Origin of the sequence: Flavobacterium sp. ALD4, assembly GCF_002836475.1 — a bacterium.
Taxonomy (GTDB): domain Bacteria; phylum Bacteroidota; class Bacteroidia; order Flavobacteriales; family Flavobacteriaceae; genus Flavobacterium.
This window is the reverse complement of sequence record NZ_PJBJ01000030.1, coordinates 1,314,180-1,328,161: the sequence shown is the minus strand read 5'-3', so window position 1 is coordinate 1,328,161 and position 13,982 is coordinate 1,314,180. Positions and strand designations below refer to the sequence as shown.

General features: G+C 34.9%; 15 protein-coding genes. 11 read left to right on the top strand and 4 right to left on the bottom strand.

Going from position 1 to position 13,982, the window contains the following annotated elements; all coding sequences use genetic code 11:
• Window positions 1-4 precede the first annotated feature (4 nt).
• Window positions 5-982, bottom strand: coding sequence for a pyruvate dehydrogenase complex E1 component subunit beta (locus CXF59_RS14510; RefSeq protein ID WP_101138442.1), 978 nt, complete (start codon window positions 980-982; stop codon window positions 5-7).
• A 276-nt stretch (window positions 983-1,258) separates the two neighbouring features.
• Between CXF59_RS14510 and CXF59_RS14505 the strand changes: the two genes are divergently transcribed.
• From CXF59_RS14505 to CXF59_RS14490, 4 genes are all read left to right on the top strand, one after another.
• Entirely contained in the window at window positions 1,259-2,005 is a 747-nt protein-coding gene (locus CXF59_RS14505; protein ID WP_101138441.1) for an electron transfer flavoprotein subunit beta/FixA family protein, read from the top strand.
• An 84-nt stretch (window positions 2,006-2,089) separates the two neighbouring features.
• Entirely contained in the window at window positions 2,090-3,058 is a 969-nt protein-coding gene (locus tag CXF59_RS14500) for an electron transfer flavoprotein subunit alpha/FixB family protein (protein WP_101138440.1), read from the top strand.
• A gap of 164 nt (window positions 3,059-3,222) precedes the next feature.
• Complete coding sequence (locus CXF59_RS14495) at window positions 3,223-3,852, top strand: bifunctional nuclease family protein (RefSeq protein ID WP_101138439.1); 630 nt, start codon at window positions 3,223-3,225, stop codon at window positions 3,850-3,852.
• A 70-nt stretch (window positions 3,853-3,922) separates the two neighbouring features.
• On the top strand, window positions 3,923-4,747 hold the full coding sequence (locus tag CXF59_RS14490) for a thymidylate synthase (RefSeq protein ID WP_101138438.1): 825 nt from the start codon (window positions 3,923-3,925) through the stop codon (window positions 4,745-4,747).
• 22 nt (window positions 4,748-4,769) lie between these two features.
• Here the strand turns inward: CXF59_RS14490 and CXF59_RS14485 are convergent, their stop codons facing one another.
• Entirely contained in the window at window positions 4,770-5,066 is a 297-nt protein-coding gene (locus CXF59_RS14485; protein ID WP_101138565.1) for an isoamylase early set domain-containing protein, read from the bottom strand.
• A gap of 237 nt (window positions 5,067-5,303) precedes the next feature.
• Here CXF59_RS14485 and CXF59_RS15605 point away from each other — a divergent pair, with 237 nt between their 5' ends.
• Together CXF59_RS15605 and CXF59_RS14475 are read left to right on the top strand one after the other, a co-directional pair.
• Window positions 5,304-5,651 (top strand): 2TM domain-containing protein, encoded by a 348-nt coding sequence (locus CXF59_RS15605; protein ID WP_101138437.1) that lies wholly within the window; start codon window positions 5,304-5,306, stop codon window positions 5,649-5,651.
• The gene (locus CXF59_RS14475) at window positions 5,648-6,130 is read left to right on the top strand and encodes a dihydrofolate reductase (protein ID WP_101138436.1); all 483 of its coding nucleotides are present in this window, start codon (window positions 5,648-5,650) and stop codon (window positions 6,128-6,130) included. Before CXF59_RS15605 ends, CXF59_RS14475 begins: the two co-directional genes overlap by 4 nt.
• Window positions 6,131-6,186: 56 nt before the next feature.
• On the opposite strand, the gene CXF59_RS14470 is transcribed toward CXF59_RS14475, so the two are convergent.
• Entirely contained in the window at window positions 6,187-6,486 is a 300-nt protein-coding gene (locus CXF59_RS14470; RefSeq protein ID WP_198554707.1) for a hypothetical protein, read from the bottom strand.
• A gap of 240 nt (window positions 6,487-6,726) precedes the next feature.
• On the opposite strand from CXF59_RS14470, the gene ubiE reads away from it, so the two are divergent.
• Together ubiE and CXF59_RS14460 are read left to right on the top strand one after the other, a co-directional pair.
• Window positions 6,727-7,458: a bifunctional demethylmenaquinone methyltransferase/2-methoxy-6-polyprenyl-1,4-benzoquinol methylase UbiE gene (gene ubiE, locus CXF59_RS14465; protein WP_101138434.1), complete on the top strand. Its 732-nt coding sequence runs from the start codon at window positions 6,727-6,729 to the stop codon at window positions 7,456-7,458.
• Window positions 7,459-7,482: 24 nt separating this feature from the next.
• Entirely contained in the window at window positions 7,483-8,187 is a 705-nt protein-coding gene (locus CXF59_RS14460) for a porin family protein (protein WP_198554706.1), read from the top strand.
• 38 nt (window positions 8,188-8,225) lie between these two features.
• On the opposite strand, the gene CXF59_RS14455 is transcribed toward CXF59_RS14460, so the two are convergent.
• Window positions 8,226-8,948, bottom strand: a complete 723-nt coding sequence (locus tag CXF59_RS14455; protein WP_101138433.1) for an RNA methyltransferase — start codon at window positions 8,946-8,948, stop codon at window positions 8,226-8,228.
• A 37-nt stretch (window positions 8,949-8,985) separates the two neighbouring features.
• Here CXF59_RS14455 and CXF59_RS14450 point away from each other — a divergent pair, with 37 nt between their 5' ends.
• The 3 genes from CXF59_RS14450 (at window position 8,986) to accD (ending at window position 13,619) form a co-directional block, all read left to right on the top strand.
• Window positions 8,986-11,544 carry a BamA/TamA family outer membrane protein gene (locus CXF59_RS14450; protein WP_101138432.1) on the top strand — a complete coding sequence of 853 codons (2,559 nt, stop codon included), beginning with the start codon at window positions 8,986-8,988 and terminating at the stop codon, window positions 11,542-11,544.
• Between the two features lie 66 nt (window positions 11,545-11,610).
• Window positions 11,611-12,678 carry a class II fructose-bisphosphate aldolase gene (gene fbaA / locus CXF59_RS14445; protein WP_101138431.1) on the top strand — a complete coding sequence of 356 codons (1,068 nt, stop codon included), beginning with the start codon at window positions 11,611-11,613 and terminating at the stop codon, window positions 12,676-12,678.
• Between the two features lie 86 nt (window positions 12,679-12,764).
• Window positions 12,765-13,619: an acetyl-CoA carboxylase, carboxyltransferase subunit beta gene (accD, locus tag CXF59_RS14440; RefSeq protein ID WP_101138430.1), complete on the top strand. Its 855-nt coding sequence runs from the start codon at window positions 12,765-12,767 to the stop codon at window positions 13,617-13,619.
• Window positions 13,620-13,982 lie beyond the last annotated feature (363 nt).

The following is a 13,982-nucleotide window of genomic DNA, read 5'->3' as shown; positions in this document are numbered from 1 at the left end:
TATATTATTTATACATTACTTTTTTAACCGCTTTAATCACGTCATCAGCGTTAGGCAACCATTCTTTCAACAAGACTGGAGAATAAGGAGCTGGCGTGTCAGCAGTTGTAATACGCTGAATTGGTGCATCAAGAAAGTCAAAAGCACGTTCTTGAACAATATAGGTGATCTCAGAAGCAACACTTGCAAAAGGCCAAGCTTCTTCAAGAACAACTAATCTATTTGTTTTTTTAACGGACGTTAAAATAGTGTCATAATCCATTGGACGAACCGTTCTCAAATCGATAATCTCACATGAAATACCTTCTTTGGCTAATTCCTCTGCTGCAATATGCGCTTCCTTTATGATTTTTCCGAAAGAAACGATAGTCACGTCAGTTCCTTCACGTTTAATATCCGCAACACCGATTGGAATAATATATTCGCCGTCTGGCACCTCACCTTTATCACCGTACATTTGTTCGGATTCCATAAAAATCACGGGGTCGTTATCACGTATAGCTGCTTTCAAAAGCCCTTTCGCATCATAAACCGTCGAAGGAACAATTACCTTAAGACCCGGAGTATTTGCAAACCAGTTTTCTAATGCCTGTGAGTGCGTTGCCCCTAATTGTCCAGCTGAAGCAGTTGGTCCACGAAAAACGATAGGCACATTAAACTGACCTCCAGTCATCTGACGCATTTTGGCTGCGTTATTTATAATTTGATCAATTCCGACAAGACAGAAATTAAAAGTCATGTATTCCACAATCGGCCTGCAACCATTCATTGCTGAACCCACTGCAATTCCAGTAAATCCTAGCTCCGCAATAGGAGTGTCGATAACTCTTTTTTCTCCAAATTCTGCAAGCATACCCTTTGATGCCTTGTAAGCGCCATTATATTCAGCAACCTCTTCACCCATTAAGTATATAGACTCATCATTACGCATTTCTTCGCTCATTGCTTCACAAATGGCCTCTCTAAATTGTATCGTTCTCATATTTGATATTGTATGTGTGTAATTTCGAATACAAAAATAAATATTTTATCTCACTTTTTCGCATAAATTGCTCTAAAATAATCAGCAGCGCTTCCTCTTAGATGCTACATCTTCCTGTGGTTTAGTTCCAATAAACTCTACTGCAATAAAGATGCCGCTATTGTCACCAGAACGAAAACGTAATAGCTAGCTAAAAAAACTATGCGCGCATAGTATATTATTCGAAATATTATTCTAATTTTGTAAAAGACTATTAGAAAAATAAAAAACAATCCTATGAAAATATTAGTTTGCATCAGTCACGTTCCTGATACTACTTCAAAAATTAATTTTACCAATGGTGATTCAGAATTCGATACCAATGGGGTACAATATGTAATTAATCCAAATGACGAATTCGGATTAACACGTGCAATATGGTTTCAAGAAAAACAAGGAGCAACAGTAACTGTTGTAAATGTTGGAGGACCAGAAACTGAACCTACTCTAAGGAAAGCATTAGCTATTGGAGCAAACGAAGCAATTCGTGTAAACGCGACCGCTACTGATGGTTTCTTCGTAGCAAAACAACTTGCCGATGTAATAAAAAATGGTGAATATGATCTTGTTATCGCAGGAAAAGAATCGTTAGATTATAATGGAGGAATGGTTCCTGGAATGATTTCAGGCATCCTTGGTTATAATTTCATTAATTCTTGTACTAGCCTTACCATTGACGGATCAGCTGTAACAGCAATTCGTGAAATTGACGGTGGTAAAGAAACTGTTTCTACTTCACTTCCATTAATTATTGGCGGACAAAAAGGGTTAGTGGAAGAAAAAGACTTGCGTATTCCAAACATGAGAGGAATTATGACTGCCAGATCTAAAGCGTTAACGATAGTTGAACCTATTGACGCTCCAGTAAACACTAAAGCGGTAAAATTTGAAAAACCGGCACCTAGATCTGCCGTGCATTTAATTTCTTCTGATAACTTAGATGAATTAATCGACTTATTACACAACGAAGCGAAGGTGATTTAAGATTATTGAGTTTAGATTGCAAAATAAAATCTAAAAATAACTAGTCAAAAAATCCAAAATCGTTAATCTTAAATATTAAATCTTATGTCAATATTAATATATGCAGAATCTGCGGAAGGGAAACTCAAAAAAGTAGCTTTTGAATTAGCCTCTTATGCAAAAAAAGTAGCCGAATCTTTAGGAACAACTGTAACCGCGGTGACAATTAACGCTGGTGATGTTTCAGAATTGTCTAAATATGGAGTAGACAAAGTATTAAAAGTAAACAATGATAGATTAGCAGCATTTACTGCTAAAGCGTATGCTGATGTTATCAAACAAGCGGCGCAAAAAGAAAGCGCTAAAGTAATTTTACTTTCATCAACAACTGACAGTATCTACCTTTCATCACTGGTTGCAGTAGCTTTAGAAGCTGGTTTTGCTTCAAATGTTGTGGGGCTGCCTTTAAGCACTTCCCCTTTTCAAGTAAAAAGAAATGCGTTTTCAAATAAAGCATTCAATACAACTGAAATCAACACTGACGTAAAAGTCCTTGGACTTGCCAAAAACTCTTATGGCATTTATGAAAACCCATCTACGTTAACACAAGAGGATTTTGATCCAAGTATTGGAGAAAATGATTTCGGAGTAAAAGTGGAATCAGTAGAAAAAGTATCCGGAAAAGTATCAATAGCTGATGCTGAAATCGTAGTTTCTGCAGGTCGCGGAATAAAAGCACCTGAAAACTGGGGAATGATTGAAGAATTAGCCTCTGTTCTTGGTGCGGCAACTGCCTGTTCTAAACCCGTATCAGACTTGGGATGGAGACCTCATGGAGAACACGTTGGTCAAACAGGAAAACCCGTAGCAACTAATCTATATATTGCTATAGGAATATCAGGAGCTATCCAGCATATTGCAGGAATAAGCTCTTCAAAAATAAAAGTGGTTATTAATAATGATCCAGAGGCACCGTTTTTCAAAGTCGCTGACTATGGGATTGTTGGTGATGCATTTGATGTTGTCCCAAGGTTAATAGAGAAATTTAAAGAGTTTAAGTTACAACAATCATAATGTAATATTCTTTAATAAATATAGCTGCCTGAAAACAAGATAATCGTACCTTTGTTTTCAGGCAGTTTTTTTGTCTGTCATTTTTTTATTAAAATTGCACCCAAGTTTAATAACAAAAATTAAATCTTTAAATTAGGTACTCCGTACTTTTCATTTCAGCAATTATGAGCTTAGTTAAATTATCGATAAAAGGAATTTCATACAGTCAAACACAGAATGGAGCATATGCTTTGATTTTGAACGAAGTTGATGGCGAAAGAAAACTACCAATTGTTATAGGTGCTTTTGAGGCACAATCTATAGCAATAGCCTTAGAAAAAGAAATTAAGCCCCCTCGTCCATTGACACATGATTTATTCAAAAATTTCGCTGAAAGATTCGACATCATTATAAAACAGGTTATCATCCACAAGCTTGTTGATGGAGTATTTTATTCCAGCATCATTTGCGAAAGAGATAAAATTGAAGAAATAATAGACGCACGCACTTCTGATGCTATAGCATTAGCATTGCGATTTAATGCTCCTATCTACACGTATAAAAACATTTTGGACAAAGCGGGTATTTACCTGAAAGCGAATTCCCAAGAAACGGATAAAGATTCACAAGAAATAGATGACATTCTCTCTAACCCCGAAACTTTCGGAAATGAAGAAGAAAGCAATCAATCCGGTAGAATCTACATTAAGCACAGTCTTCAAGAATTAAGTGAATTACTTGACCAGGCTGTCCTGCAAGAGGATTATGAGAAAGCAGCTAAAATAAGAGACGAAATTTCTAAAAGAGAATCTTAGTTGTCTAAACGTCAATTTGGTTACTTTTGAATGCATTACCAGATTATCAAATTCTCAAACAAACATTTCAATGAAGCAATATTTAGACTTAGTGCAACACGTTATGGACAACGGTTGTCAAAAAGGAGACAGAACGGGAACAGGAACAATAAGTGTTTTTGGTCATCAGATGCGTTTTGACTTAAGCGAGGGTTTTCCAATGGTAACCACTAAGAAATTACACTTCAAATCCATCGTTTATGAATTGCTTTGGTTCTTAAAAGGCGATACAAATATTAAATACCTTCAAGAAAACGGCGTGAAAATTTGGGATGCCTGGGCTGACACCAATGGCGACTTAGGCCCTGTTTATGGTCATCAATGGCGCAACTGGAACAGTGAAGAAATCGACCAAATAGCAGATTTAATAACTGAACTGAAAACGAACCCAAACAGTCGCAGAATGCTTGTTTCCGCTTGGAATCCATCTGTACTGCCTGACACCACAAAATCATTTGAAGAAAATGTAGCCAACAATAAAGCGGCGTTACCGCCTTGCCACGCTTTCTTTCAATTTTATGTGGCCAATGGTAAATTATCCTGCCAATTGTACCAGCGCAGTGCTGATATATTCTTAGGAGTACCTTTTAATATTGCATCTTATGCCTTACTTACTATAATGATTGCACAGGTTTGCGATTTGGAAGCGGGTGAGTTCATTCACACTTTTGGAGATGCACACATTTACAACAATCATATAGAGCAGCTGCAGCTGCAATTATCCAGAGAACCAAAATCACTACCAAAAATGATTTTAAATCCGTCCGTAAAAGACATTTTCAAATTTGAATTTGATGATTTTACGCTGGAAGGATATGATCCCCATCCTCTTATTAAAGGCAATGTTGCAGTATAGTAAATAAAAATGTTTTAGAGGTTTAAACCTCTAAAACACTGTTTTCAGCTCCGGCAAATTCGTTCCATTTGAAAGAATCCGCTTCAGTTTCGTTCATAAAAGCGCCATCAATTACGTATTTAAATTCGTAAGAAGCATCCTTGTCGACACTAAAAACTCCTTTGAAAGTTCCGTTTTTCAATTTATTTAAAGCTCCTTCTTTGGGATTCCAATTGTTAAAATCTCCGATAACTGCAACTTCACCTGCCTCTTTTGCAGCTACTGAAAAAGTAACTTTACAAACTGGTTTAGTCTTTACGAACTGTTTCTTAATAGCCATAACGCTTTCATTTTTAATGTTATAAAACAAAGAAAACAAATTTAATTGAAATAAAAACATACCCTAGATAGAATTAACAGAATGCGGCAAACTATGTTAAATTTTAACTAATCCATCAATTATCTAAACCTTTATTTTTATTAAATAAAAAAGAAAACGTTTTCTTAATAAATATAACATATGCTAAATGACGACTTTCCAAATTAAATTTTATCTTTATAAACAAAAATTCAACTGATGGAAAGAGAACAACATGAACTGTATGAATATGCACGAAAGAGATTAAAACAAAAAAAAGGTTTGTATCTTCATTTTGTCCTTCTATTTTTAGCCAGTTTATTTTTGTTTGTCTCCGTTAAACTTTTTAATTTTGGATTAAATTCAAATTGGTACATTTACGCAATTACCGTTTGGTTTTTTATTTTTCTTTTACATTTCATTAAAGTGTTTATAACCGATCGGTTTATGAATAAAAACTGGGAAAGAGATCAAATTGACAGACTGGTTGGATTGCAAAAAAACAAAATAGCTGAATTACAAGCACAAATAACTGAAGACACTTCAACACAAGAACTAGAAATATGATTATAATGATTGCGGCAGCGTCAGAAAATAACGCACTTGGAAAAAACAATGAACTGGTTTGGCATTTACCCAATGATTTCAAAAGGTTCAAAAACCTCACTTCAGGACATCATATCATTATGGGCCGAAAAACATTCGAAAGTTTTCCTAAACCCCTACCTAATAGAACACATATCGTTATAAGCCGTCAGGAAAATTATAATCCAGAGGGCTGTATCGTAGTCAACAGCATGGAGAAAGCAATAGCAGTATGCCCGTCAGATAAACCAATATACATCATAGGGGGAGGAGAAATTTATAATTTAGGAATTCCTTTTTCAGACAAAATTGAACTTACGCGCGTCCATCACGCCTTTGAAGCAGATGCGTTTTTTCCGGAAATTAATCCTAAGGACTGGGAAATAATACTTTCTGAACACCAACCAAAGGACGATAAACATCGATTTGATTACACCTATCAAACTTACGTTAGAAAATAAAAAAACACCCCGACAAACTGGGGTGTTTTTTTTTAAACAATGATTGGGAAAATGACCTACTCTTGAAACAGTATTTGATAACACAAAATAAAAATAACGAATGTCAATAAAACTCCAGAAATGAAGAGTATAACATTTGATGTTTTTTGAGAGTACATCTCAAAAAAGCCTTTAATACCAAATACCACGAAGGTACTAAAGACAAAAAAAATTGAAATTTCCAAAAACAAATTTAATCCTAAGAACGTATGCTGCGCAAGTAATACACTACCGCTTTTTAAAACAGTACCGTCAAAACCGCTAACAAGAACAAGCGATATAATTAGCGCAAAAATCAACCACTTGAATTGGGTCATTAATTCCCTTTTAACCATTGAAAAACTATTAGAAGTTAATAGTGTAAAACTCGTAATAAAAATATGTGCACACAATACCCACTTTTAGTGATATTTCATTTTTTTCAATAGTCTGACTTTTTATACCCATTCTTTCACAAATTCAAAGGGAACTCTGATTTTGACTTTTTTTCTTACTATTTTGAAATCAGAATTACAGTTCAAAATAGATTGTCTTATATTTGTTAAAAATTAAAAAAAATGTCAAAGAACATAACTCCGTATAAAGATTCAGCTTTAGGAAAAAAAGAACAGGTTGCAAAAATGTTTGATGCCATTTCTGGAAATTACGATAATTTAAATCGTGTCATTTCTTTTGGAATAGATATAAAATGGCGGAAAAAAGTATTGAAAATTGTTACAAAATCAAATCCAGAGATCATCTTGGATATCGCAACAGGAACAGGTGATTTAGCTATTTTAATGGCGCAGACTGATGCCAAAAAAATTATTGGCTTAGACATTTCTGCTGGAATGCTAGAAGTAGGCGTAAAAAAAATTGCCGACAAGAAACTATCCAATACTATAGAAATGGTGTTAGGGGATTCTGAAAATATGCCTTTTGAAGACAATTATTTTGACGCAATAACAGTTGCGTTCGGCGTACGGAATTTTGAGACTCTTGAAAAAGGATTAAAAGAAATATTACGTGTCTTAAAACCAAATGGTGTTTTTGTGATTTTAGAAACCTCTGTACCTGACAAAACCCCTTACAAACAAGGATATAATTTTTACAGTAAAAACATACTACCAATCATAGGTAAACTTTTCTCAAAAGACGATGTGGCTTATGGATATTTGTCAGAATCGGCGGCTGCATTTCCTTATGGAGAAGCTTTAAACAATATATTGAGGAAAATTGGGTTTATAGATGTAATAGCCTTACCGCAAACTTTTGGAGTCGCTACTATTTATTCGGCATCTAAAAACTAATACTGAGATATATTCAGCCCAAACATGAAAAAAATTGTTGTCATACTTTTACTCATTATATCCGCTAAAGGAAACTCACAGTTTAAAGAAAGCATGTTTGCTAAAGACCCTATAATCAATTTAGAAAATTTTCAAAAGCAAAAAATTTATTACGGGTATTTTTTAGGGTTTAACTCTTTTGATTTCAAAGTAGACTATCGAACTGTGGGGTCGGACATCCTAGTTAAAAAGACTACCGGATTTAATGTGGGAGTCGTAGGTGACCTGAAGCTTCAGGAATATATAAATCTAAGATTTGAACCCGGCTTGTATTATACCCAAAGAGACCTAACCTTTCCCGGATTCACAAAAAAAGTAGATGTTTTACGAGAAGTAAGCAGCACCTATATTCATTTCCCGCTGTTACTGAAATTCTCGTCCCTACGAACCGGCAACATTCGGCCGTACCTTGTCGGAGGTGTTTCTGCTACTTTAAATTTATCGAGCAATTCAAAATCAATCGATGATAATTACGAACAAACATTCAGGGTAAAACCCTGGACTACAAATTACGAAATAGGTTTTGGTATCGATCTTTTCTCAGAATATTTTATATTCTCCCCTTCTATCCGCGGTGTTTTTGGAATTAACGATGAGTTAATCCGCGATAATAACCCTAACAGCCCTTGGACCGGCAATATTGAGTCTCTAAAAACTCGAGCCGTATTGATCAATTTTACTTTTCACTAGAAAACCTTTTGCGTTCTTGTTCGCTGACTATTCAGGCGCTACCTTCTAAATTCACTCAGCACAATTGCGGTTGCGGTAGCTACATTTAAACTTTCCGTTTTTTGGACTTCTCCAAAACGAGGTATAGACAACTTGTTTTTTATCAGTCTTTCAAGTTCTTGCGAAATACCATTCGCTTCATTACCCATGACCACAATACCTTCTTGCGGCAGCGTCGTTTTATAAATGTTTGTACCGTCCATAAAGGTACCAAAAACAGGTAAATCAGTAGCGGAGATAAAGAAATTCAAATCAACATAACTCACGTTGACTCTGGCGATCGAACCCATGGTAGCCTGAACCACTTTTGGGTTATATAAATCCACTGTCTCTCTTGAACACACAATCTCATTCACACCAAACCAGTCGCATAACCTCAAAATCGTCCCCAAATTACCTGGATCGCGTATTGAATCTAAAGCAACAATTAAACCCGTCTCATTAATTTCTTTCTCATGTGGAATTTTAAACACTGCCAGACAGGTATTCGCCGTTGCCAATGCACTAATTTTCCTCAAGTCTGTTTCGTGTATCAATGATTTTTTTGATGTTAATACTGCCTCAAAATCATTTTGAGTGGAATACAAATGTTCCAGTTCAAAATTTGAATCCAGCAACTCCTGAATTACTTTTACACCTTCGGCAAAAAATAATTTATTGATGCTTCTATATTTTTTTTGCTGCAAACTCGTTATAAGTTTTATTTGGTTTTTACTAACCATAAAATAATGTACTTTTGAATTAAATATTTTATACCACTTGAAGAAGATTTCTACAAAAATAGCAGCATTTATTTTAATAGCAATATTTATTTGCGCCTGTAACGCCGTAAAAAGAGTTCCTACCGGAAAACAGCTCCTTACTAAAAATCAAATTGTAGTAAACGGGAAAGCGACAAGGGCTGAGAACGTCTTTAATCAACTCTATCAAAAATCAAATAGCACTTTGTTATTAGGCTTTCGCCTACGTTTAAATTTATACAATTTAGCTAATCTAAATCCGGATTCAACATATCAAGAGAAATTCACAAATCACCCCGGAAAATACGAAAGAAAATCAAAATGGCTGTCAGCAAAACAAGTGGATCGACTTGGAAAGTCTTTTTGGTATCATGGGATTCATGATTTCCTTACCAAAACAGGAGAACCCCCAGTAATCTTAGACAGCACCAAAACAGAAAAATCAATTTTAAGACTAAATTATTATTATTTCAATAATGGTTTTTTTAATGTAGATGCCGATTACAAAGTAGATACCGTAGCCCCTAAAAGGGCAAAAATAAAATATGAGATCAGTACCGGACAACCGTACTTCTTGGATACTATACAAACAACGATTTCTACCCCAGTATTGGACTCATTATATGAGACAATCAAATCCAATTCTTTCGTTAAGTCCGGCAATCAATATAAAACAGTTGATTTTGAGGATGAAAAAAACCGTATTGCCACCCATTTCAGAAATAATGGAGTGTATTTCTTTCAGCCAACCTATGTGAACTTTGATATTGACACCATTCAAAAAGAAAACAAGGCCGATGTCAATTTAATCATCAATAATTACTCCTATCAGGATAAAGATTCCACCAGAACGGAGCCTTTCAAAATATATAAAATAAGCGATGTAAACATCTATACAGACTATTCTCCTACTAACAGTAATTCAAAAATTACGGATAGCACGACCTATAAAAATTTCAATTTATACAGCCATGAAAAATTAAAATACAAGCCACAGGCAATAACGGATGCTATTTTTATTACCAAGGGCGGCCTTTTTGCCGATAATAAAACTGTTTTAACCACCCGTTATTTAAACAATCTTAAAATATTCAATTATCCGAGTGTCCAATATGAAATTGATCCAAGAGATACAACTTATAGTTCGTTGATTGCAAAAATATACTTAACACCCAGAAAAAAATATAGTTTTGGAACCTCACTGGATATTACCCATTCTAATATTCAGGACATAGGAATAGCATTAAGCGTTTCAGAAACGATCAGAAATGTCTTTAACGGTGCCGAAACCCTTGAGGCTTCCGTGCGTGGAAACATTGGAGCATCCAAGGATTTAGCGAACCCAAACAATCGATTTTTTAATGTCTCAGAATATGGAGTGGATTTAAAGTTAAATGTCCCTAGAATCTTTATGCCTTTCTCTACCGAAAAAATCATTAAGAAAAGCATGATTCCGTCTACCCTCATGGCAATTGGATATGCGAGACAAACAAACATTGGGTTAGACAAGGAAAATTTCACTGGAGCCTTTACCTACAATTGGACACCAAAGAAAAACAATACCGCTCGTTTTGATCTTTTCAACGCACAATTTGTCCAAAATCTAAATCCGCAAAACTACTTTAACGTCTACGGCTCTTCCTATAAAGCTCTGAATGAAATTGGAAAAACATATAATACAGAGCCTTCTTATTTTAATAATGATAACAATTTAATAATTGAAACCGGAACTTCCGGATTCATTAACAATGTATTATCTAACAATACTGCATTATCTTCTTCTAATAAAGATTATCAAGCGGTTAAAAGTATCGAAGAAAGAAGGTTACGACTGACCGAGAACGATTTTATTCTAGCCACCAGCTATACTTTTACAAAATCAACTAAAACAGACCTACTAGACAATACTTTTTATCTCTTTAAAACAAAAATCGAATCTGCAGGCTCACTACTAACTTTAATCGCCAATACAACAAATCGAGTTGAAAATAAAAACGGAAAATTTGAACTCTTCAATTTAGAATACTCAGAATACATAAAAACAGAATTTGACTATATTAAACACTGGGATTTAACCAAAGAAAAAGTATTTGCGGTCAGAACCTTTTTTGGAATAGCAATTCCTTTTGGCAACTCTGATTATATTCCTTTTTCGAGAAGTTATTTTTCTGGAGGTTCAAATGACAACAGAGCTTGGCAACCTTATAGCTTAGGACCCGGAAGCAGCGGAGCAAAAGATGATTTTAACGAAGCAAATATGAAAATTGCATTGAGTAGTGAATTTAGATTTAAAATTTTGGGCGAATTAAAAGGAGCTATTTTTGCTGATGCAGGTAATATTTGGAATGTTTACGATAACGTGGTCGACGAGAAATCTACATTCATAGGACTTAAAAGCCTAGAAAACATTGCTTTAGGAACAGGATTTGGATTACGATATGACTTAAGCTTTTTTGTTATCCGATTTGATTTCGGATTTAAAACCTACAATCCGGCCAATGAACCTGGTGAAAAATGGTTTAGAGAATACAACTTTGCCAACTCTGTTTTAAATTTTGGAATAAATTACCCATTCTAATGCTAATAAATTCTTATTTTTGCAGTCTTGAACTAAAAACAAAAAAACCAACTAAAAAAAATTAAAATGGGACATAACATTAAACCGGGCGTAGCTACAGGAGATCAAGTACAGGAAATTTTCAATTATGCGAAAGAAAAAAACTTTGCTCTACCTGCAGTAAATGTTACTGGTTCTAACACAATAAATGGCGTTCTTGAGACTGCTGCGAAATTAAACGCACCTGTTATTATTCAATTTTCCAACGGAGGAGCGCAATTTAATGCTGGTAAAGGACTTTCTAATGCTAATGAAAAGGCAGCCATTGCTGGAGGTATTGCAGGTGCAAAGCACATTCATACTCTAGCAGAAGCATACGGCGCAACTGTAATTTTACACACAGACCACTGTGCTAAAAAATTACTACCTTGGATTGATGGATTACTAGATGCATCTGAAGAGCATTTTGCAGCAACAGGAAAGCCGTTATACAGCTCACATATGATTGACTTGTCTGAAGAGCCAATAGAAGAGAACATCGAGATTTGCAAAAAGTATCTAGCTAGAATGAGCAAAATGGGAATGACATTAGAAATCGAACTTGGAATTACAGGTGGAGAAGAAGATGGCGTTGACAACTCAGATATAGACAGCTCAAAATTATATACTCAACCTGATGAAGTAGCTTATGCTTACGAAGAATTATCTAAAATAAGCCCAAGATTTACTATCGCCGCTGCTTTTGGAAACGTTCATGGTGTTTACAAGCCAGGAAACGTGAAATTGACTCCAAAAATCTTAAAAAACTCTCAAGATTTCGTTCAAAAGAAATTCAACACGGGTCCAAACCCAGTAGATTTTGTTTTCCACGGTGGGTCAGGTTCTACTTTAGAAGAAATCAGAGAAGGAATTAGCTACGGAGTTATCAAAATGAACATCGATACTGATTTACAATTTGCTTTTACTGAAGGTGGTCGTGATTACATGGTTAAAAACATTGACTATTTGAAAACTCAAATAGGTAACCCAGAAGGTTCTGATATTCCAAACAAAAAATATTACGACCCAAGAAAATGGTTGCGTGAAAACGAAATGACTTTCAACGCAAGGCTAGAGCAGGCATTTGCCGACTTGAATAACGTGAATACACTATAAAATTAAGAATTATGAGTTATAAAGTAGAAGCATTCTTTCTATTTTATAACTCATAACTTTTAACTCATAACTCATAACTATTAAATATGGCTTGGTTTAAAAGAAAAGAAAAAGGAATTACAACTGCTACTGAAGACAAAATGGATGTTCCAAAAGGTCTTTGGTACAAGTCTCCTACAGGAAAAATTATTGATGCTGATGAGTTGGAACGCAATTTATTTGTAAGTCCAGAAGATGGTTTTCATGTTAGAATCGGTAGTAGTACCTATTTTGAGATCTTATTTGATAACAATGAGTTTGTTGAATTAGATAAAAACTTAACTTCTAAAGATCCTTTGCACTTTGTTGACACAAAGAAATATGCAGATCGACTAAAAGATGTTATGGAGAAAACCAAACTTAAAGACGCGGTGCGCACTGGAGTTGGAAAATCCAAAGGTAGAGAAGTAGTAATTTGCTGTATGGATTTTGCCTTTATTGGTGGATCAATGGGTGCTGTTGTAGGTGAGAAAATCTCAAGAGGGATCAATCATTCTATCAAAAACAAAATCCCATTCGTAATGATTTCAAAATCAGGTGGAGCAAGAATGATGGAAGCGGCTTATTCTTTGATGCAATTAGCAAAGACATCTGTAAAACTTGCCCAACTTGCTGAGGAAAAAATACCTTACATTTCACTTTGTACAGATCCTACTACTGGAGGAACAACTGCATCTTATGCCATGTTAGGAGATATCAACATTTCTGAACCAGGCGCCTTAATTGGATTTGCAGGTCCTAGGGTTGTAAGAGACACAACAGGTAAAGATTTACCTGAAGGTTTCCAAACTGCTGAATTTCTTTTAGAGCATGGTTTCTTAGACTTTATCACGCCACGAAAAGAATTGAAAGACAAGATTAACTTGTATATCGATTTGATTCAAAATAATGATATTAGATAGTTTTAAAACTACTCAAACAAAAATCCCAAGAATTACTTCTTGGGATTTTTTGTATTTAACTTTCCTAAAAATCAATTCTCTTTTTGAAGCAGAACAACTATCTTTTTCAAGAAACGTCCCTCCTGCTCTCCACTCTATCTATTGTATTTTTCCAAAATAATAAAAAACAATAGGATACCGTTGCGATCAGCGCTACTGAGAAAATTAGGGTTTTCATAATTATGTTTCTTAAAAAACAAACGTCCTTAAAACAGAAATGCTGTATGAATGTCTCCTGACTTCGTACCAGCAACAGACAGCAGCACCACACATATAAAAAGGAAAAACCACTCAATTTGAGTGGTTTTTCCTTTTTATATGTGT